Below are 20,801 nucleotides of genomic sequence, written 5' to 3' on the forward strand. Positions count from 1 at the left end.
AATTATACCAAATATTTGCACGTTCAGCAATATTGCAAAGAGACTTTTTCATAGGATGTGAGTTTAAAATCAAGTTAATCCTGTTTTTGACAATAAAATATGATATAATAACCTCACGCCGTGACCGGAAGCGGAGCTTCAACGGCTGGAAAAACATTGTACCGTTGTGGCGGAGGCTGCGCCTCTTAATGGTATAATAACCTCATGCTGTGACCGGAAGCGGAGCTTCTAACGGCTGGTAAAACATTGTACCGTTGTGATGAAGGTTCAGCCTCTTCATGGTATCATGTAACAGAAACGATCGGAAAGGAAGCGAATCAACTTGCGTTTTGGTGATAAAATATTAAAATATCAGGAGCAGATTTTTCAGGATATGGCCCGGCTTATTGCAATTCCGTCCGTCCGCGGTGAGGCGGAGGATGGAAAGCCCTTTGGAAAATACCCTGCGGAAGCGCTTGATTGCATCCTGAAAATGGCGGAAAAGCTGGGGCTTCCCACAAAGAATGTCGGCAATTATGCGGGCCACGCGGAATACGGTTCCGGGGAAGAGGTTGCCGCCGTGCTGACGCATGTGGATGTGGTGCCCGCCGGCGACGGCTGGGAGACAGACCCCTTTACAATGGTGAAGCAGGGAAACGCGCTCTATGGGCGCGGTGTAGCGGACGACAAGGGCGCGGCGGTGGTTTCTCTTTATTGCCTCAAGGTCTTGCAGGAGGAGAACGTGCAGGCCAAGCGGCGCATTCGCACCATTTTTGGCGCCGGGGAGGAAACCGGCAGCGAAGATCTGGAGCGTTATTTTGAGAAAGAACCGATGCCTGTCATGGGCTTTACACCGGATTCCGAGTACGGCGTATGCAACCGGGAAAAAGGGATTTTGCGCATGAATTTTTCCGCGCCGAATGATTCTACTGTTCTGCGGGAATTTACGGCGGGCACTGTGGTCAACGCCGTTCCGGCGGGCGCGTTTGCGGACCTTGCCTGTACCAAAGAAGAGGTGGAGAAACTCCGTCAGGCGATGGCGGCTGTGGAAGGGCGCTTTACGATTGAGGAAACGGAAGAAGGGGCGCATCTTTCCTCTGCGGGAACCGCTTCCCATGCGATGCAGCCGGAAGAAGGCTTCAACGCGGCGTCCCACCTGATTGTTCTTTTGTTTGAGGTGTTCTCAGAGGACCAGATGGGGACGCTGATGTGCTTCCTGCGGCGCCATATCGGTACGGAACTGGACGGTGCGTCTCTGGGGCTGAAGCAGCAGGACGACGAGTCCGGCCCGCTTACGCTGAATTTGGGACTGGTGCATGTGGGCGCTTCCCTGTGTACGGCGTCGATCGATATTCGTTATCCTGTGACGGCGGATGGGGAAAAGATCATCGCCGCGATTCAGAGCAAGGCGCGGGAAGAGGATGTGTTCTCAGAAGAGGGCGGACATATGAAGCCGTTGTTCCTGCCGGCGAACAGCCCGTTTATCACACTGCTGCAAAACGCCTATGAGGAATTTATGGGCGAGCCCGCCAATCTGTACGCGACCGGTGGCGGAACCTATGCGCGTGAGCTGAAAGGCCGTGGTGTAGCGTTCGGGCCGTTTTTCCAGGATGAACCGGACCGCAGGCTGCACAATACAGGGGAGCATATTGACATCGACCAGTTCATGCTTCATGCGCAGATATGCTTGGAGGCCATGTACCATATGGCGGTGGATTGAGTTTTTTACAGGAGGTATGTATGGAGCCTTGTCGAATGGTTTCTTTCCAGGAAGTCTGGAAGAGTGAAGAGGTCAACGCATATATTAAAAACGGCAATGAGAATCTGGGCGTCATCGGCTTTACGGAGCACGGCTTTGCCCATGCGAAGCGCAGCGCGGACACGGCGCGGGACATTTTACAATGTTTGGGCTATGATGAACGCACCTGTGAGCTGGCGGCGATCGCCGGGTACATGCACGACATTGGCAACGTGGTCAACCGTGTGGATCATGCGCAGAGCGGCGCGCTGATGGCGTTTCAAATTTTGAACCGGATGAAGATGGACCCGGCGGAGCTCGCGCTGGTCGTGGCTGCCATCGGCAACCATGACGAGGGGACAGCGGCCGCGGTTAACCCGATTGCGGCGGCATTGATTTTGTCCGACAAAAGCGACGTGCGGCGTTCCCGTGTGAGGGATAAAGGAACCGTGGATGCGGATATACACGACCGCGTCAATTATGCGGTCGTGCATTCCTCCATCGATATCGATACGGCCAACCGGACTGCGGCGTTGAACATCAAAATTGATACGGAAATTTGTCCTGTGATGGAATACTTTGAAATCTTTTTGACCCGTATGGTGCTTTGCCGGAAGGCGGCACAATATCTGGGCTTGCTGTTTGAGCTGATTATTAACGACACAAGGCTGCTGTAATAGAACCTGATTTAACATAAAAAGAACGCGTGCTTTACAGAAAAGCACGCGTTCTTTTTATGTACTTTTGTCTCATACACTGAGAATAGCGGCGATTCAGGAAGAAGGGTCAATCCTGCGCAAGCGTTGCCAGTTTTTTCAGGCAATTGCTGCAAATGTTTAAGCCCTTGTAAGTGGTAATCTCATTCATGCTGTTGCAAAAAATGCAGGCAGGCTGGTACTTTTTGAGGATGATCACGGAATCCTCCACAAAGATTTCCAGCGGGTCTTTTTCCTGAATATTTAAAGTGCTGCGCAGCTCTTTTGGTAACACAATGCGGCCTAATTCGTCAACTTTTCTTACAATGCCGGTTGATTTCAAGTAAAACATCACCTTTCTTATGAATGTTGTCGCTTTTGTCACTTTCTGTTGTCATCATAGCATTTTTTACCATTTATGTCAATATAATGAAGGTGAAAAATATACTAAATGTTATTGCTAATGAATACTAATAGGATAATGAAGTTGACGAACGAGGTGGAGAATTTGCTCAATAAAGTGTGGGCGGGAATGATCCTGATCAGCATTTTCTGCGCCCTGGCAACCGGGCGCATGCCACAGTTGTCCGACGCGGTTTTAGCAGGTGCGGGAAACGCAGCGGAGCTGGTTTTGGGCATGCTCGGCATGATGTGCGCGTGGACAGGGTTAATGAAAATCGCCGATGCGGGCGGTTTGACCTCCCTGTTGGCACGGGTATTGGCCCCGGTATTGCGCAGGCTGTTCCCCGCATACCCGCCGGAAAGCCCCGCGGCAAAGGCGGTCTGCATGAATATCACGGCGAATTTACTGGGGCTCGGCAACGCCGCCACACCGATGGGAATTGCGGCAATGAAGGAGATGCAGAAAAATAATACCGATGTGAAAACTGCGAACAACTCCATGGTGATGTTTGTCGTACTGAATACCGCTTCCCTGCAGCTGATCCCGACCTTTATGGGGACGCTCCGGGCCAACTACGGCGCGGCGGCGCCGTTTGATATTCTGCCTGCCGTTTGGATCACATCCATACTCTCTTTGGCGGTTGGACTGTTGGCGGCGAAGCTGCTGGAGGGCCGAAAAGTTGGATAAGCTGGGCATTTACGCCGTACCCATCATGATTTTGCTCATCCTTCTGTTCGGTATGATCCGACGTGTGCCGGTGTTCGATGCGTTTGTGGAGGGGGCAAAGGAGGGGCTGGCTTCCAGTTTTTCCATTCTTCCTACACTGGTCGGTCTGATCATGGCAGTTACCATGCTGAAGGCCTCCGGCGCGCTGGACATGATCGCTTCCTTTTTGGCTCCTGTGGCGCAGCTGCTGGGGCTGCCAGCGAACGTTATGCCGCTTGCTTTAATCAAACCCATCTCCGGAAGCGGCGCGACGGCCTTATTGACGCAGATCTTTGAAAGCAGCGGGCCGGACAGCTTTGCGGGCCGTGTGGCGTCCGTCATGGCGGGATCTACGGAAACGACCTTCTACTGTATCGCGGTCTATTACGGAGCGGTGGGAATCAAAAAGACGCGCCATACCATTCCGGCGGCGTTGACGGCCGATTTTGCGGCTTTTGTCATCGCGGCATTGTCGGTACGGTATTTCTTTGGCGGTTAAAAAGAATTGGGAGAGGAAAGAGGATGCAAGAAGAGAAAAGAAAGGTGCTGCGGGTTGCCTTGGCGGGGAATCCGAACTGTGGAAAGACCACGCTGTTCAACCGTCTGACTGGGAGCAGCCAGTATGTGGGCAATTGGCCCGGCGTTACGGTGGAGAAAAAAGGGGGCCGTGCCATTTATGAGGACTGGGAAATCGAGATAACCGACCTGCCCGGCGTATATTCTCTATCGCCGTATTCCCCGGAAGAGGCAATCGCCGACCGCTTTTTACGGGAAGAAAAGCCGGACGTTGTGATCGACGTGGTGGATACGACAAACCCGGAACGCAACCTGTATCTGACCATGCAGCTGCTGGAACGTGGTATGCCGGCTGTGGTGGCGCTGAATATGCTGGACGTTTTGGAAAAGCGGGGCGACCGGGTGGACTGCAAGCGGTTTCACGAGGAACTGGGTGTGCCGGTTATCCCTATTTCCGCTGCAAAAGGGAACGGGATACCGGATTTACTGCGGGCTGTTGTGCAGATTGGAACTGGGCAGAGGCCGGCAGTCCGCCGTTTGCCCTACAAGGCTCCAGAACCGGACATGCCGGACAGGGAGGCGGTATGGGCGGAAAGACGTTACAACGCCGTAGAAGCCATTGTAGCACGCTGTATGGTGCGTATGCCACAGCCGGAGAAAAGTTTGAGCGACCGGATTGATGCGGTCGTGACCAATCGCTTTTTTGCGATCCCGCTTTTTTTTGCCATGGTATTCTTCATTTTCGTCATTACGTTTGGAAGCATCGGTTCATTTTTAGCCGACGGGGTTGCCGCCTTTTTTACCACCTGTTCTCTTTGGGCGGAACAGGTGCTGCTTGCCGCCGGTGCGTCTGTTTGGGCCAGAAGTTTGGTGGTAGACGGAATGCTTGCCGGCGTCGGTTCCGTGGTATCATTTTTGCCGCAGATTGTCCTGCTGTTTTTCCTGCTTTCCCTGCTGGAGGACAGCGGCTACATGGCGCGTGCGGCGTTTATCATGGACGCACCCATGCGGAAGCTGGGCCTGTCTGGGCGGGCGTTTGTTCCGCTGCTGATGGGATTTGGATGCACAGTTCCCGCCGTAATGGGAACGCGCATTCTGGAGAATGAAAAGGACAAACGTCTGACCATTTTGATTCTGCCCTTCATGTCCTGCAGCGCAAAAATGCCAGTGTACTCATTGTTCATCGCGGCGTTTTTTCCGGATAAACGCCCACTGGCGATCTTCTGCTTTTATTTGCTGGGCATTGTATTGGGGATATTGTCCGCCCTGTTTTTTAAGAACACTGTTTTAAAAGGCGATTCGGCACCCTTTGTAATGGAGCTGCCGCCGTACCGCCTGCCGACGTTTAAAAGCCTGCGTCTGCATGTGTGGGAAAGAATCAAAGATTTTTTGCAGCGCGCGGGGACTGTTTTGCTGGGAGCGACGGTTTTGATCTGGCTGCTTCGGTCTTTTTCGCCCGGCTTTCAATATGTGACGGACAGTTCGCAAAGTATATTGGCCCAAATTGGCGGCTGGATCGCACCGATGTTTACACTGTGCGGCTTTGGCGAATGGAAGCCAGCGGTTTCTCTTTTGACCGGTCTGATCGCAAAAGAGAGTGTTGTCAGCTCCATGGGAGTGCTGTACGGCGGGGCAGAAAGCCTTACAACAGCGCTGCAAGGGGCGTTTACTCCCCTGTCCGCCTGTTCCTTTTTGCTGTTCGTCCTGTTTTACACGCCCTGTGTGGCAGCGCTTTCCGCCATCCGGCGTGAAATGGCAAGCCTGAAATGGACCGCGATTACTGTAATTTGGCAGCTGGGGGTTGCATGGTATGCTTCTGCGCTGTTTTACCAGGTGGCGTCCCTGCTGCAGAAATGCATATAAGGGGGAAAGGCAATGACGGATCTTTTCATTGGACTGTTGGCGGTGGGATGTTTGGCAGCGCCGTTTTTATTCCGTAAAAGGTGTGGTGGGTGCATTGGGTGTCCGCATCCATGCGCATGGCAAAAGAAAAGGCGGCCGGGTGGGATCCATGATCCCCCCGGCCGCTTTGCCGCAGTTTGCGCGTATTTTAATCGGTGCTTTTTCTGTATTTAACAACCCGTGCTGGATTGCCGGCTACCACGGCATAGGGCGGCACGTCTTTGGTCACGACCGAACAGGCACCCACGACGGCGCCCTGCCCAATGGTGACGCCCGGCAGGATGGTGACTCTGCCGCCAATCCAGACATCGTCCCCAATTGTAACAGGTTTTTCCTCACTCATTCCCTGCAGGCGCATGGGATGCTCCGTATCGGAAAAATTGTGATTTTCCGTGTAAATGACGCACCATGGACCCATCATCACGTCATTGCCGATGATGGTTTTGCCGTAGATATTGGCTTCCACGCCGACACCGGAATGATCACCGATTTCCAGGCGGGTGGAGATATTGGCCTTGCGCTCTACATTGACGCCTTTCCCGCATTTGGCAACAAAGCGCTTTACCAGAAAACCGCGGATGTGTTTGCCGCCCAGCTTAATCGGTGCAAAGGAATTCGGCAGATAGCGGGCAAAATATTGGTATAAAAACCAGCAGATGGCCTTCTGTATCCATTTTAAAATCTTTTTCACGCAGGTTCCTCCGTTACAGCTGCCAGTTCAGGATGGGCCGCCTTCCGATGCTGCGATAAATGACCGGCTCCTTTTCCATTTGCTCCAGCGCATAGCAGTTGCGTCCGTCGATGATGATGGGGCGCTTCATGTATTTGGCAAAGCTGGAAACATCCAGACTTTTTACCTGCGGCCACTCGGTGAAGATGAAACACAAATCGGCTCCATCCAGCGTCTGCTCAATGGTGTCGCAATACAGAATGTTGCCGGGCTCCTGTTTTTGGAAGTTTTCAACGCCTACGGGGTCCCAGGCTTTCACGGTTGCGCCGTCCTCCAGCATGATGGGAATATTGACAAGCGACGGGGCCTCGCGCAGATCATCCGTGCCCGGTTTGAAGGTCAAGCCCAGAACCGCGATGGTCAAGCCCTCCAAGCTGTCAAAATATTTACGCGCAATTTTAATCGGTTTCAATTTTTGATTTTCGTTGACTTCAATCGCGGCCTTGATGGTCTTGATTTCATAATCATGAAAATTGGCAAGCCAGTGCAAGGCCTTGGTGTCCTTTGGGAAGCAGCTGCCGCCGTAGCCGATGCCCGCGTTCAGAAATTTGTTTCCGATGCGGCTGTCGTAGCCCATTCCTTTGGCAACATCATCAATGTCGGCGCCGATCAACTCACAGAGCAGGGCGATCTCGTTGATGTAAGAGATTTTTAATGCGAGAAAATCATTGGAGGCATACTTGATCATCTCCGCGCTTTTGCGGTTGGTGACCAGGATGGGTGCGTCAAAATCCCTGTATACTTCCCGCATGATTTCCCCGGTTTTTTCATCCTCAACGCCGATGACAATACGGGATGCATGCAGCGTGTCCCGCACGGCGGTTCCCTGCGCGAGAAATTCCGGGTTGGATGCGACCGTCATGTGGACGCCCGCACGGCAATTGGCGTTCAGCAGCGCTTCCACCTTGTCGTTGGTTCCAATGGGAACGGTCGATTTGACCACCACGACGCAATCTCTTGCGGCACTCTCTGCAATTTGCTGGGCAACGCCGAAGACGTATGTCAGGTTGGCACTTCCGTCCTTCTTTTCCGGTGTACCCACACCGATCATGATCACGTCGCAGTCCGCATAGGCGGATGCATAATCCGTGGTATAAGTCAGACGGTTGCTGTTTTTCTGCATCAGTTCGGACAGGCCGTCTTCATAAATGGGGGACACGCCGCTCTGCATCAGACGAATTTTTTCTTCATCCACGTCCACACAAGTGACGACATGACCATGCTCCGCCAGGCAAACACCGGTTACAAGGCCGACATAACCGGTTCCGGCCACTGCAATTTTCATAAAGTTCCACCTCTGATTTTCAATCTTCTCCCAGGGCATGATGCCACTGTGCCTGTGAACATGCGTTGGTATAGGTCCTGCCGGCAAGAAGCTGTTTCTTTTGCCTCAGCGCTTCCGGGTTGGAGCAAACCTCTTTGAGCATGCGGCAGATGTCCTCCGCATTGTTTTCGCAGACCCATCCCGCTTCATCATCCAGAATCATTTCCTTGACCGATGTGGTCTGCGTCGCCAGAATCGGCACGCCCAGGCATTTGGATTCGCTGAATACAATGGGAGCGGCTTCGTGGTAGGAGGTGAGAAAAAACAGGTCCGCGTTTTTTATGTAACGATAAGGATTTTTCTTTGTACCATAAAAGAATACCTGCTCTGAGATTTCCAGCTGCCTGCACATTTCCTGCAGGGGAATGCGCTGCATCCCGTCCCCAATAATGTGATAAAGAATCGGAATGCCGCTTTTCAGACAATTCTGTACAGCCAACAGTGCGCGTTCAATCCCCTTTTCTTCGCTCAGGCGTGCCACAGTCACAAGGTTGATCCGATCCTTTGGATAGGGAATAGGGTCCTGGCTGCCCATCTGGACAATCTTATCATACTCGTTAAAGTTGTTGACCACATAGGTTCGGTCTTTGAGACCGGGGTTCGCCTGAATAAAGCGTTCCCGGCATCCGCTGGAACAGGAAAGAACCTTATCGAACTTTTGATAGAGCTTGCGGATGGCGGGTGTGTTGCTGCCGCAGTTCAAAAAGTCGGAATGGACGACGGTGATTTTTTCCTTTGCGTCGACCCGTTTCAGGACGATTTCATTTGTGCCGCCATAAAGAAGCTTGGGCGCTTCACTTTGCATGTAAGAAATAGCGGCGTCGTATCCGCTGAGCTTCGGCTGAAAATGCGCCAAAATGCGCAGGGGAACAGAGTTTCCAAACCAGCGGCACAGAACAGCGAAGAAAGAGCGCCAAAAGAACAGCAGCTTGTTTTCGTGCAGGACTTCTTTTTGACTCATGCCAAGGACGCGCAGCAGGGGAGGGCTGTGCAGCACGGCGATGTTTTTGGGAAGCTGCTCCTTGTACTCCCCTTCCGGGTACATAAGAAGAAGCGTAATATCATATTCGTTCTCGATGTTGTGCAGCAGATTCAGCAGGCTGCGCTGGATGCCGCCGCTGTGCAGGTTGTTGTTAACAAAGAGCAGTTTTTTCTTCACAGCGATTCGCCTCCCGGATTTTTTCCAAGGTATTCCCGTATCCCCTGCTTCATAAATTGATATGCTTTTTTCAGCGGGATTTCCTCGCTGAGGAAGTCCGGATGACGCAGCAGAAGCTGTAAACACAGCGGTTTGGCAAGTATGGGAGAGAGGTGTGCGAACAGAGCGCCCTTATCCCGGAAGAATTTTTCCGAATAACCGTCAAACCAGGTGGATTCCTCATGTGTGACCTCGCCGATGAAAAGGGGGCTTGCATAGACGCGCAGCCCCTTTTTGCGGCATTCGTTGAGAAAAATGACATCCTCACCGGACCCATACCGTGCACCTCCACCGAATAACAAGCTGAAACAGACGTTGGCCCGGCGGGCGCGTGTCGTCCGTACCGCAATGCGGTAGGTGCCATAGCGAAGAGAATTGTGCCACTGTACCTTGGAGAATTTCGGAATGATATAATCCTTTCTTCCCTCGTTTTTGCAGTCCAGATTGAAAACGATAAGGTCAGCTTCCGGATGGCGGGCGAATTCTTCTAAAATCAGTTCCGCGTAGTGGTCGCGGTAACGCACGTCGTCGTCCGCGAAGAGGCAGATTTCCGCATTGGCGCGCATCCAGGCGTTATTGCGGTTCAAGCCGACGCCGCGCTCCTGGAAGGAGCAATAGCAGATGGAATGGCCGTTGTAGTCGAAGCGTTCCACTTCGTTTCGGCCGCACTGGTTTCCGACGATGGCGTCCGACTGGATATTCATGCGCTCCAACAGACTGTGATCGGTTTGCTGCATGGTTGCAATCAGGACTTGCAGCCGCATAGTTAATCCCCCATTTTATTTGATTCCCCGGCGCAGTTTGTGAAAGGTCAGTGCGACCGGCCGGATACACGTTTTGCAGCGGTTGGGGAGGGTATTCATTCCCCAGGCGTCCAGTTTTTTCAATATGTAACCCGAAAGCCGAAAATTGCATTTGTATTTGTCCAGCAGGCTCAGACTGCGGCTGGTCAGGCCGGAGGAGGTTTGTACATAGTAGTAAAAGACGTCGGTGACCAGCAGGGCCGTTTGTGCCCGGGTATAGGCTTCCAGTGAAAAAACGGCGTCTTCCGCCGTTTTCATATTGTTGACAAAGGACAGGTCTGCGATCATTTCTCGTTTGTAAAGGGTGGCCCACACGGAATTAAAGCGGATTGCAGAGAGAAAATAGGGATAAATATGCTTTTGAAAATCCGGCTTTGCCACCAATGCGTCTTCCTTAAAGTAGTCGATGGGAGGTTCTACACGTCCGTCAGCATAGACCAGGCGGTAGGAAAAGCGGACAATGTCGGCCTGGCTTTCCTCCTGCCTGCGGACCACCGTTTCCACACAGTCGAGGTCCAGGTAGTCGTCGCTGTCTACGAACAAAATGAAGTCTCCCGTCGCACGGCGCAGACCGGTATTCCGCGCCTCCGCGACGCCGCCGTTTTTCTTGGTGACAACGGTGATGCGGTCCCCGTATTGCTCCAAAATGGAGAGAGTCTGGTCGGTCGACCCATCATTCACCACGAGTATTTCCAAAGCGGGATACGTCTGTCCGACGAGGCTGTCCATGCATTTGGTGATATATGCTGCACAGTTATAAGCGGGGACAATGATTGAAACTTTCTTCATGTCCATCACGGCCTCCCGTCTTTCCAAGCCAAATTCAGGCGGATCACCACCACTTCTGGGGTGTTAAAGACACGGGGAAGATTGTCTTCCACGCCGACGCCGCTGCTGACCATGATTTGCCGGTCGGACAACTTATAAAGGCCTTTGACGTATTTGACTTCGCCGCCCATATGGGTTTCCAAAATCTTATCCTGAATACCGGGCAGGTTTACATGCCCGCCGTGCGTATGTCCGGACAGGATCAGGTTGCACGGCAGTTCTTCCAGAAGATCGGCCTGATTGGCACGGTGGAACAGCCCGATGGTAAATGTGTTCGGGTCAAGTTTTAAAGCCAGCTGGTTGACCTTTTCCATCATATGGTCGGTGTAGTGATCATCGCCGTCCGGATAGGGAAGATCTCGAATTCCAACGATATTGATCATTTCCCCGTCCTTTTCCAAGGGAACGATTTCGTCGTTCAGCACGTTGACGCCCAAACTTCTGGCCAGATCTCCGACAGCGATGGTTCCGTCGTCCTCGTTCTGGCTCCAGATTTCATGGTTGCCGTAGGCGTAATAGACGGGCGCGATTTCCACAAGGCCCTTCAGTAAGGCCTCCGTGTTGTGGAAATCGGTCGTATCCATACTGACCAGATCGCCCGCAATAAAAATGTAAGAGGGATTGGCCGCTTTCACGTTTTCAATGACCTTTTGGTAATTTCCGCTGTTGTGAAAATCGGTTATTAATGCGATTATGGTGTCGTCAAACGCTTGCGGAAGCCCGCGGAAGGTCAGAACCTGCCGGTTGGTGACAACGCGGCTGTTATCCCAGAACACATAGCCGGTCAACGCGGAAAGCAGCAGTACAAGGATTACAAGGAAGAGTAACAAGGTCTTTGCGATTTTTTTAATGACGTTTCCCATCTTATCTGTCTTCTGCTCCTTCCAAGGGGATTGCAGGGGCGGCGGGATCCGGTTCCTGCGGTTCTGTCTCTGCAAGGGAAGCTTCCTCGCCCGATTCGGCGGCTCGCAACGCCTTTTCCTGTTCCTCTCTTCTGAGCTTACGGAAGATTTCATACGAGAGGGCAAATACGGTGCTGCCGCCAAGCCCCAACATGAAGCTGAGTACGGCATAAAGCAGGAATCCGACATTGGCAACCACCTGTACGCCGGTCAGCTGCGTTACATGGCGGCTGGCCAAATAGGTGTTATAATCCGACATGGTTTTATCCGCGATTTCGTTCAGCTCCTGCAGTTTGTTCTGTACATACGCAATGCGTTCCGTCACGCTTTTCAACAGTTTTCCGGTGTCGACGCCAGACGGCTCCGCGCTGAAGATACGGATGACTTCTTCGCAGTGTGCAGCGTCAATTTTATTGTTGCTGGCGCCGATGGCATATTCTACATACGTGTCCATCAGGTCGTCATAGGTGGTGTCGTTAATCGTATCGCCGTACTCCAACTGGTCTTTGCTCACCGGCAGGTCATCGTCGTTGCGGCTGTCGTCGGCCTGGTTGTAGGCGTTCGGCAGGTCCCGGTTGGCGTCTGCAAATTTTTGAATTACCTGCAAGGTGCTTTCCGCCTGTGTGGCGTTGGTATTGGATTGCATCGTGTAGTTGTTTTTATTGTGCTGGTACTTCTTCAAAAGAACCTCCCGGTTCTTGGTAATCTGCCCCTCATAAATCTCAGAATAGATCAGGGGCATGTCAAACGTTGCCAGCTCGTTATATTTTTTGTGCAGGTCGGAAAAATTGTATCCGGTGGATGGGGAACGGTAATTCTGGCTGTTGTCGGACAAGCGGTTCAGGTTATTCATCACATCGTGGATATTGTTGTCCAACAGGTCTGCGATTTCAATGTAATCGTAGTTTTCATTTTCAATCGAGTAGTTGTTTTCCGTGATATATGCCTGATTGATATAGGTCTTGTTATAGTAAAGGATGTAGTTGTTGATCAGTGCGTCCAGAATATCGTAGAGTTCCCCCTGCGGAGCGCCGCGCCGGTCGTTGTAGGTGATGATGAACTGGTTGGGATAGTAGGTATATTCTTCGCCGTCCTTGGTTTTTGCGGCCTGCAGCTCTTCGATATAATTGGGGGTGATAGATTTGATGGCTAGGCTGGAACGGATTTTATCCACGCTTTCGTTCAGAGAAAGGTCTTCCAACGTCTGTAAAATCAGGGTAGGGGAGGTGATTTCGTTGATGTCGAAGGTGGATCCGTCCGGATTTAACCCTTCAGAGATAGAGGCGTCTTCAAACTGGATGATGATGTTGGCCGAATAGCTCTGCTTTTGCTGTACATAGAGATAGGAGAGGAGCACACAGCCGATAATGGAAAAGAGGATAAAAAATTTCCACTTAAAAATATAGTGAAAGATTTCTTTCATCGATACAATCATGATTTTTCCTCCCCCTTCGTTACATGTGCGTATCTCCGTCTTTTCTGCCGCCTGGCTTTTTTGGGAGACGTTTCAGAAGGATGAGAAAAGAGCGGTTCGTGCTTGATCCACTCATATCCCTTGATCAGGTGCGGCAGGGCAATGGCAGAGAAAACTGCCGCCATACAGCCTAGAATAAAACCCATCATCCCATAGCGGATCAGATTACGCACGGAAAGCGCGGAGGACAGCGGGTCTTCCGGAATAGAAAAGGAAAGGTAATCATGCGTTTTGTCGGAAAGGTATTCGTCGCAGGTGGTTTTTGCGAGCGCGGCGATTTCCGTCAGTTGCTTGTTAATGCTTTCCGTCATCTCCTGTGCGGTGCGCATTTCCGGAGAAGAGGAGGTCACGGTGGACTGTGAATAGACGGAAGTCAGGAAATTGTAATGCTCCATGCTGGCGCGAATCGATTCCGTTTCAACGCCCTTGGTCTGTGCGCGCTGCGCCAGGTAATCGATGCCGGTCTTTGTTTTGTTCATGTAAAGATTTTGGTTCTTATCGATTGTCGGGATGAACAGGGAACCGGTAAGCTCCGCATCGTACTGGTCGATTGCGCCAAGAATGATATTTTTGGAGGAACTCGCCTTGTTGAACAGCAGTTCCTGCGAGTTGTGCAGATAATCGATTTTATTCAGATAGGTGAATTTATCCTTGCTTACGCCGGAAGTGGTGATGTATGCTTCCAGCTTGGGAAGCTCCACGTTGCGCAAGTTGTTGAGCATATCCATCAGACTGACAAAGGTCTGTTTGGTTTCTGCAGAACGGAAGGTACTGTTTTCCCCTTTGTAAGTGCTCAGCAGGGCCAGCATGGAGGAGATGCGGTCCCCATAGATGGAAACAATCTCCGAATAATCGTATTTGGACAGATCGAGGTCGCTTACGTCTAAAACCGTATTTTTTTCCGTGTATCGATCGTTGAAGTATTCGGTGTAGACTTCCGCCAGAGTAGAGAGCAGCTGGACCGTGTGGTTCTCAGCAAATTTATCTTTCTGCGAATACCAAATGGTGAACTCCATCGGAATATAGACGGAGGAACGGGAGTTCGTGACGGCGGAATAAACGCGGCTGTAGCTTTGTTTGGCGGATTTTGCCTCAATGGTGATACGGGTTTTTACAAACTCGGTGGTCAGGTCCTCCACGTCCATACGGCTCAGCATTTCATCTATGATTTTATCTGACTTCATCTCGTAGACATTGAATTTGCTGCCGTCGGGGTTATATCCCTTTTCCGATCCTGTATAGCTCAAAGCGAGGGTCATACCCTGCCGGTTGTAGCTGGCCAAAAAGGTGTAGGAACCTCCCAGCAAAGGAATGATGATGGAAAAGCAGAGTACGATGATGAAATTCCTTTTGTTAAACAGCTTTGCAATCAATCGGCAGTTCGCTCCTTTCTGTGGAATCAACCGGGGCGGAAGTCGTTTTTGGGCCCTGCGCCGTCAGGGGCCGGAAGTTCATGGCGCACATCATAAATACATTCAAATATTGTTTGTGGGTGTAGAAACTGAGGGACAGGGAAAATGCAAATATGGCGACGATCGCACAGGAAAACAACGGATTGTTCTTAATGTTGCGAAAGAAGCTGGAAGCCATCAGGGAGGTATACAGCAGCAGGCCGATCAGTCCCTGATCGAACAGCGCCTGAATCCACTGATTGTGCGCATAGGTATTGAGAAATCCGTTCTCGGTCATAATTTCAATGGTGGCGCACACGCCAAACCCATGCACCAGCGCCTGTGCGTCGGAGAAGACATAGTTGATGAGGAAGCCCCAGATGTCAAATCGGCCGCTGCCTTTATCCTCCTGGATCTGTTCCAGGCTGTATCGTTCCTTGAGCATGTCGGGCAGCAACGGCAGCACGACAAACACGATTACAAAAGCGACAATCAGGAGTGCGATCAGGATTTTCAGCTTGGTCTTCGGGTTTTTTACCACCAGCATGATATAGGCAAGCATGGAAATTACGATTGCCGCCAATCCGCCGCGGGAACCGGTCCGCAGGATGGCATAAAACGTCAGCGCCAAATAAACTGGGGCGATGAACCGCAGCTTTGTTTTTTGGACGAGCTGCTCCATTGCAAACAGGACGGGGAAGATAAAATAGATACAGAAAAAGTTGGGGTCTTCCTCTGAACCCATTACGATGATCGTGGTGCGGTCGCCGTAGATGGTCTGGTTGCTGGAAAAGCAGAGCGCCATACAGACGATGCCGACCAGCAGCCAGGTATAGGCGACCAGCTGGCGTTCCTTCTGGTTATAGATCCGGCACGTCGCCATGATGGTGACCACCAGCGCCAGCGCAATGTCCTTCACAACGGTCATGCTCTCCGAGCCACGGAAAAAGAGCAGCGTGCTGGCCAGGAAGAGCAGATGCAACGTATAAAATAAATGCACACTGTTGAAGCGCATTTCGTTATTTTTAGCAACAAACAAACGGAGAAACAAAATACCCGCGACGGGGAGCGTTGCGGCTTTCAGGACGGACATGCCGGGAATCAGCGTGATAAAAGTGAGCGGCATACAAAAATAATAAAAACAGATCAGCCAGGCGTCTACGCCAATGCGTTCCTCCGTCGCTGATTTATTCCGCATACGGTCGCGGAACCGTGTCAGGCGATTTTCCAACCAGTCACCACCCTCTTTCTCTGCGTTGGTTTTATGACGCGGGCGTTCCCTTATATTTTCCAATCATCTTTTTTCCAAGATTGAGCAGATAACGAAACGGTTCGGTCCGGCAGAATAGAGCTACGTTCAGGCAAAGCGGCAGAATGGCGGCTACAACGCCTTTCAGGATAAAGTCCACGTATACCTGTCCGGTAGAAATGAAGCCGCAGAGCCAGAAAGCGGCGGCGGATTCCACAAATGCCAGAACCAGATAGGCGCCCAGCCAGAGGAAAACCCTTTTGCAGCTTTTTACAAGAAAAGACTTATAAAACAAGATGATTTTTAAAATGTATTGGATGAGATAGGTGCTGGTTGTGCCGATCAAAATGCCGAGCATGCCTATTCGCATTCCCAAAACAAAGGATACCACCAGATTAATAGTGGAGCCAATAATGGAAATATATTTGTCCTTCTGAAACAGGCCGGATGCCGAAAGCATATTCCAGACCGGAATACGCATGGTCATCAGGAAAAAGTTGAGCACACAGACTGAGACAATGTCCAGGCCAAGAACCAGATTTTCTCCAAACATCAGCGCCACAAACGGGTTGATCAGGCAGATCAGACAGGCGCTGCAAAAGGCGGATATAAAGAACATCGCGAACAGCAGCCGATGCAGTACCGTATCGATGTATTCCTTGGACTCCGTGGCCAGCAGGTTCCCGATGCTTCCGCTCATTGCGGCGGAGAGCTGGTTCATCACATTGGTCAACGTGTTAATGATAATCGTATAGTTGGAATACATGCCGACTTGAATGGTTCCCACCAGGGCGGAAATCAGAATATTATCCGTGGAACTGGTGATCGTCCAGGACAGTTTGCCAATAAACAGATCGCGCACATTGCGAAAAATGCTCTTGCGGCGTTCCGGAGACAGAGCATCGGTCGTGTTCCTGATGTAGGGATACAGCTGGTTGACGCGGAACGAGACCGCAAGATTGTTCAGGATGCCGACGACAATCAAAAAGACCAGATAGTAGATCAATTCCCGGGTGAGAATCAGGACGACAATGCCGCCAATGACGGTCAGGACGCGGAAAAGCAGGTCGATGATGGTGATGACATACTGCTTTTGATCGGCGGAGAGAAGGGAACGTTTGTATGAAAAGAAATAGGACGAAACCGTCTGTGCAAGGAACAGCAGGAATACAGCCGTAATGTAGCCCTGGCTGTAGTGGACCCCTTTTACAATGTAGGGAAGGAAGGGAATCATCAACAGACCGATCGCGGTGATCACAGCGGCGATAAAGCGGTAGATCCCTTTATAGAAATGCATCAGACGGCAAATTTCCTTTTGATCTCCCTGGGCGAGCGGCGCGTACATGTGATAGATGATTACAGAACCGACGCCCATTTCCGCCAGGGAAAGCAGCGCCAGCACATTGACCAGCAGGCCGTTGAGGCCAACACCGTCGATCCCAATGGAGTCGAGCATGACGCGGCGGGAAACCAGGCTGAGGATACAGATGACCACCTGCTGGATAAAGCCCCAAAGGGAATTTTTAATGGTGGCTTTTGCTCTCAAATCACTTCCTCCGTTCGTCAGTCGTTCCGGTGCTTCCATGTAAAATAGGCCATCCGCAGGTAGAGCAATCCATACTGTTTTTTACACATATACCGGTAGACGGCGGGATTCTCTCCAAAATCGCGGCAGGGCAAATCGCTTAAAAACGTTTCCGTGATCTCTTTCATTCTATCATACCGCTGGCGGTGCGTGCGTTTTACATTCGGATTAAACAGAAACCAGATGCTTTGAAAGGTCTTGTAGTAAAAATCTCCCAGCAATTTGTTGCGTACTTCCACGTTTTCCGGGTTCCATCCCAAAACCAGAGGGATGATCCGGTTGGAGGAGACACGGATGATATCGAAATAATCGTAAGTAACCTTTTTCCAAAGCCGTGCATGGTCATTGGCATAATAGCGATATAGGATATTCGGGATAAAGTAGACCGATTTCACAACGTTTACAAACTCGACGAGAAAGACCTCGTCTTCATTCCGGCGCAGGGAGGGAAACTGAACATTATTTTCCCGTATGGTACGCGTCTGAAACAGCTTAAAACACGCGGATTGCAGAATTCCCTGCTCGCCAAACATAAACATGTGGGGATAAAAATTCCGCCGGACCTGTTCCCCTGTCAAAAGCAGGTGGTCGGCCTTGGGAATGGCACGCTTGTTTTTATTCTGATCGTCTACCTCAAAGCCGCCGACCACCAGATCGGCGTTGGTGGTTTCCATCGCCTCGACCAGCAGAGCGACGGCCTGCGGATACAGGTAATCGTCGACGTCAAAAAAATGCAGGTATTCTCCGGTTGCCAATTCGATTCCCAAATTGCGCGCCGGCCCGGGACCCTGATTTTTGGTATGCGCAACGCGGATCCGGGGATCGGATTCCGCCATGCGGTCGCACAGGGAGGCGCTGTGATCGGTAGAACCGTCGTCAATCAGCAGAATTTCAATCTCCGGATACGTTTGTTCCCGTAAGCATTGAACACCGCTTTCGATAAATTGTTCCATATTGTAGACAGGTACGACAATGCTGACTTTTTTCATCTGCCGCCCTCCCGATGGAACGCTTTTTTACAACGGTTGATTCGATTCATTATACCCCCGTACAATTTCAATGTCCATGGTTTTTTATGGATGAATGACAGGAAAGAAAATCTACGCTTTTGGGCGCATTTTAACAGTAACTGCCGTTCTAACCAATAAAGGTTCAGGTCCAGATGGGACATGGCGTCTGAATAGGGATGGGAATCCAGAAAATCCAGGAATTCCTGTTTGCGCTGCTTCCTGTTTTTGGGATTATCTTTGTGGAACAGATCGAGACGCATGTAGTCCAGTACAATGCCGACGACACGATAGCGGTAGAAGGCATCCATAATGTCTTCACGTCCCGGATAAAACGCCTTGATATGCGTCAGATTGTGCTGCATAAGGGAATTCATTACCGGGATGTAGTCGGGGTTGTACCGGTTGCAGACGGAACCCTCGTTGGTGCGGTAATAGTACATGACCTTTGGCCGGTAACATGCTGAGCGGCAGTAATGGAAAACCAGCGTGTTAAAAATCACATCCTGGGATTTTTTCTGTCGGTCAGGGAAGAGCAGGTTGTGCTCCGCCAAAAACGCACGCCGGTAGGTTTTAGCCCAAACAGAAGTGCACAGCACCCGACGGATTCGTTCGTCCTCCGGCTGACAGGGAGCGCCAGAAACACAGGAAATACAGTAGGAATCGATGGTTTCGGACGTGAGTTCAATGATTTCCTCACTGGACGGCGGCACCTGTTGTGGACGGTCCTTCCAGTAGCCGGCGTAATCAAAGAATACCACGTCATGCGGATCATCTCGAAGGGCCAACGCCGTGTCGGCAAACCATTCCGGCAGCAGGTCGTCGCCATCGACGAAGTAAATCCATTGCCCTCTTGATTCACGTATGATTGTGTTGCGGACTTCACAGATCCCCTGGTTTTCAGGGAAGTGAATCACACGGCCGCGCCCGTCTTTTTCCGCATATGCGTCGCACAGAGCGGCGGAGCCGTCGCTGGAACAATCGTCCACGAGCAGGATTTCTATTTCCTCAGATTGCTGCGCCAGGATGCTGTCCAGGCAGGCGGGCAGGTAAGTTTTTACATTATAAATGGCAACGCCGATACTGATGATTGGCTGCATGAAAATTCTCCTTTACGAACTTTTACGAGCAAAAGCCCGGCCGCGGAGAGCCGGTGATTTCCGGTTTCCCTGCGGAGGGGCTTTTTAAAGAAGCGCGCGAATTGCGGCAACAGTACGCGCGCAGTTATCTGTGCTGCGATCAGCAAAAAACGCCTGGATTCGCTCCCGATAAGGGGAGGAAACCTGCATTCCATTTTCCAGGCGGTCCTGAATGAAATTGAGCACTTCGTTTTTATGGGTACAAACCGGGCCAAAGGCGTCTTCGCGGTACTGGAAATATCCGCGCCGGTATTGGGTTGCAAAAAACTTTTCTTCATCAAATTGATAAAAAACCAGAGGCTTTTCCATGTATGCAAAATCGAAAAAGACGCTGGAATAGTCGGTGATCAGCAGCTTGGACTCCATGAGCAGCTCCTGCACGTCGTTCTTTGCAAGGTCCGCAATTTTTACCCGGGGATGGTTCCCGGAAAAAAGAGGAGTGAAGCGCTGAAATTCCTGGTGCAGGTACAGGACCGCTTCATAGTCGTATTGTTCCAACAAGGCATGAAAGCGGGGATGGTCCAAAAGTCCGCTGAGCGCCCGGTAATACTCACTTTCACGAAACACTTCCATGTCACTGCAATGGTTTAGATAGGCGCGCCAGGTAGGCATTAAGAGAATCTGCCGTTTTTCTGTATGTTCTTTTAACAGCCGGTCGTAGCGGCACAAACCGAGCAGTTGCACAACGCCCTGCGGATAGCCGTAGCGGCTGGAAATATCCTCATATTCCGGCTTTGCACCGCAGACGAATAAGTCGAGATGCACCTTTGGATAATAGAGCGCCGGTATATCATTCAAAATAATGCCGTGCTGCAAAAAGATTTTCTTGCCTTGGATCAGGCCATATCGATCCAACTGGGTAAAAAGATAAATATTGGGAGCGTATCCCATAACATGGGTGCTGATTTTCGCTTTTGCGCAGGCGAGTGCCAGATAATGCCTGAAACTCCCATGCTGGATGGTGCGTCCCAAACGGCATACCCGCTGGTAGTCGGGAGAATGCCGGTCGATGACGTAGGCGGCGTTAATTTCCGGATGCTGCTGTGTGAGATGGCGGAAAAGATGGTAGGCGTTGTCGCGGGCATCGACGCCGCGTTCCGCGAGAATCCACAAATCTTTATATGCGGGGGTAAAACGTGCAAATAAACCGACAAACCATGCGAAAAAGTAGCATAGCATGCATCCTGCATATACGGCGTACCGTCTTAATTTTCCCATTCTTTGTACTCTGCT

Annotated in this window: 19 protein-coding genes; 5 read left to right on the plus strand and 14 right to left on the minus strand. The window is 51.2% G+C overall.

Translation table 11 applies throughout. The features are described 5' to 3' along the window. The first annotated feature begins 322 nt into the window (after positions 1–322). Together BN2106_RS06630 and BN2106_RS06635 are read left to right on the plus strand one after the other, a co-directional pair. Positions 323–1,699 carry a Sapep family Mn(2+)-dependent dipeptidase gene (locus BN2106_RS06630; protein ID WP_050697801.1) on the plus strand — a complete coding sequence of 459 codons (1,377 nt, stop codon included), beginning with the start codon at positions 323–325 and terminating at the stop codon, positions 1,697–1,699. Between the two features lie 20 nt (positions 1,700–1,719). Next, entirely contained in the window at positions 1,720–2,394 is a 675-nt protein-coding gene (locus tag BN2106_RS06635) for an HD domain-containing protein (RefSeq protein ID WP_242846266.1), read from the plus strand. A gap of 109 nt (positions 2,395–2,503) precedes the next feature. On the opposite strand, the gene BN2106_RS06640 is transcribed toward BN2106_RS06635, so the two are convergent. After that, positions 2,504–2,755 carry an AbrB/MazE/SpoVT family DNA-binding domain-containing protein gene (locus tag BN2106_RS06640; RefSeq protein ID WP_050698445.1) on the minus strand — a complete coding sequence of 84 codons (252 nt, stop codon included), beginning with the start codon at positions 2,753–2,755 and terminating at the stop codon, positions 2,504–2,506. A 144-nt stretch (positions 2,756–2,899) separates the two neighbouring features. On the opposite strand from BN2106_RS06640, the gene BN2106_RS06645 reads away from it, so the two are divergent. The 3 genes from BN2106_RS06645 to feoB are packed head-to-tail and all read left to right on the plus strand — an operon-like array spanning position 2,900 to position 5,899. Then, positions 2,900–3,502: a nucleoside recognition domain-containing protein gene (locus BN2106_RS06645; protein WP_242846267.1), complete on the plus strand. Its 603-nt coding sequence runs from the start codon at positions 2,900–2,902 to the stop codon at positions 3,500–3,502. Continuing rightward, positions 3,495–4,019: a spore maturation protein gene (locus BN2106_RS06650; protein ID WP_242846268.1), complete on the plus strand. Its 525-nt coding sequence runs from the start codon at positions 3,495–3,497 to the stop codon at positions 4,017–4,019. Before BN2106_RS06645 ends, BN2106_RS06650 begins: the two co-directional genes overlap by 8 nt. Before the next feature lie 23 nt (positions 4,020–4,042). After that, positions 4,043–5,899 (plus strand): ferrous iron transport protein B, encoded by a 1,857-nt coding sequence (gene feoB / locus BN2106_RS06655; RefSeq protein WP_050697803.1) that lies wholly within the window; start codon positions 4,043–4,045, stop codon positions 5,897–5,899. Positions 5,900–6,086: 187 nt separating this feature from the next. Here feoB and BN2106_RS06660 read toward each other — a convergent pair whose 3' ends face one another. The 13 genes from BN2106_RS06660 to BN2106_RS06720 form a co-directional block, all read right to left on the minus strand. After that, positions 6,087–6,629: an acyltransferase gene (locus BN2106_RS06660; protein ID WP_242846269.1), complete on the minus strand. Its 543-nt coding sequence runs from the start codon at positions 6,627–6,629 to the stop codon at positions 6,087–6,089. 13 nt (positions 6,630–6,642) lie between these two features. Then, positions 6,643–7,953, minus strand: coding sequence for a UDP-glucose dehydrogenase family protein (locus BN2106_RS06665; RefSeq protein ID WP_050697804.1), 1,311 nt, complete (start codon positions 7,951–7,953; stop codon positions 6,643–6,645). A gap of 19 nt (positions 7,954–7,972) precedes the next feature. After that, the gene (locus BN2106_RS06670; RefSeq protein ID WP_050697805.1) at positions 7,973–9,151 is read right to left on the minus strand and encodes a glycosyltransferase; all 1,179 of its coding nucleotides are present in this window, start codon (positions 9,149–9,151) and stop codon (positions 7,973–7,975) included. Continuing rightward, positions 9,148–9,954 carry a glycosyltransferase family A protein gene (locus BN2106_RS06675; RefSeq protein ID WP_050697806.1) on the minus strand — a complete coding sequence of 269 codons (807 nt, stop codon included), beginning with the start codon at positions 9,952–9,954 and terminating at the stop codon, positions 9,148–9,150. Before BN2106_RS06675 ends, BN2106_RS06670 begins: the two co-directional genes overlap by 4 nt. Before the next feature lie 15 nt (positions 9,955–9,969). Then, positions 9,970–10,782 carry a glycosyltransferase family 2 protein gene (locus BN2106_RS06680; protein ID WP_195891797.1) on the minus strand — a complete coding sequence of 271 codons (813 nt, stop codon included), beginning with the start codon at positions 10,780–10,782 and terminating at the stop codon, positions 9,970–9,972. A gap of 5 nt (positions 10,783–10,787) precedes the next feature. Further along, positions 10,788–11,684, minus strand: a complete 897-nt coding sequence (locus BN2106_RS06685; RefSeq protein WP_050697808.1) for a metallophosphoesterase — start codon at positions 11,682–11,684, stop codon at positions 10,788–10,790. A gap of 1 nt (position 11,685) precedes the next feature. After that, positions 11,686–13,158, minus strand: coding sequence for a GumC domain-containing protein (locus BN2106_RS16465; protein WP_050697809.1), 1,473 nt, complete (start codon positions 13,156–13,158; stop codon positions 11,686–11,688). After that, complete coding sequence (locus tag BN2106_RS06695) at positions 13,155–14,570, minus strand: hypothetical protein (RefSeq protein WP_050697810.1); 1,416 nt, start codon at positions 14,568–14,570, stop codon at positions 13,155–13,157. The genes BN2106_RS16465 and BN2106_RS06695 overlap by 4 nt, the downstream gene beginning before the upstream one ends. Then, positions 14,551–15,819, minus strand: a complete 1,269-nt coding sequence (locus BN2106_RS06700) for an O-antigen ligase family protein (protein WP_050697811.1) — start codon at positions 15,817–15,819, stop codon at positions 14,551–14,553. The genes BN2106_RS06695 and BN2106_RS06700 overlap by 20 nt, the downstream gene beginning before the upstream one ends. A gap of 31 nt (positions 15,820–15,850) precedes the next feature. Beyond that, positions 15,851–17,383 (minus strand): lipopolysaccharide biosynthesis protein, encoded by a 1,533-nt coding sequence (locus tag BN2106_RS06705; protein ID WP_050697812.1) that lies wholly within the window; start codon positions 17,381–17,383, stop codon positions 15,851–15,853. Between the two features lie 17 nt (positions 17,384–17,400). After that, positions 17,401–18,411 (minus strand): glycosyltransferase family 2 protein, encoded by a 1,011-nt coding sequence (locus tag BN2106_RS06710; RefSeq protein ID WP_050697813.1) that lies wholly within the window; start codon positions 18,409–18,411, stop codon positions 17,401–17,403. Then, entirely contained in the window at positions 18,408–19,529 is a 1,122-nt protein-coding gene (locus BN2106_RS06715; RefSeq protein ID WP_050697814.1) for a glycosyltransferase family 2 protein, read from the minus strand. Before BN2106_RS06715 ends, BN2106_RS06710 begins: the two co-directional genes overlap by 4 nt. Before the next feature lie 84 nt (positions 19,530–19,613). Next, positions 19,614–20,786 carry a CDP-glycerol glycerophosphotransferase family protein gene (locus tag BN2106_RS06720; RefSeq protein WP_074017451.1) on the minus strand — a complete coding sequence of 391 codons (1,173 nt, stop codon included), beginning with the start codon at positions 20,784–20,786 and terminating at the stop codon, positions 19,614–19,616. Between the last annotated feature and the right edge of the window lie 15 nt (positions 20,787–20,801).

It is taken from the genome of Anaeromassilibacillus senegalensis, from assembly GCF_001261775.1.
Classification (GTDB): Bacteria; Bacillota; Clostridia; order Oscillospirales; family Acutalibacteraceae; genus Anaeromassilibacillus; species Anaeromassilibacillus senegalensis.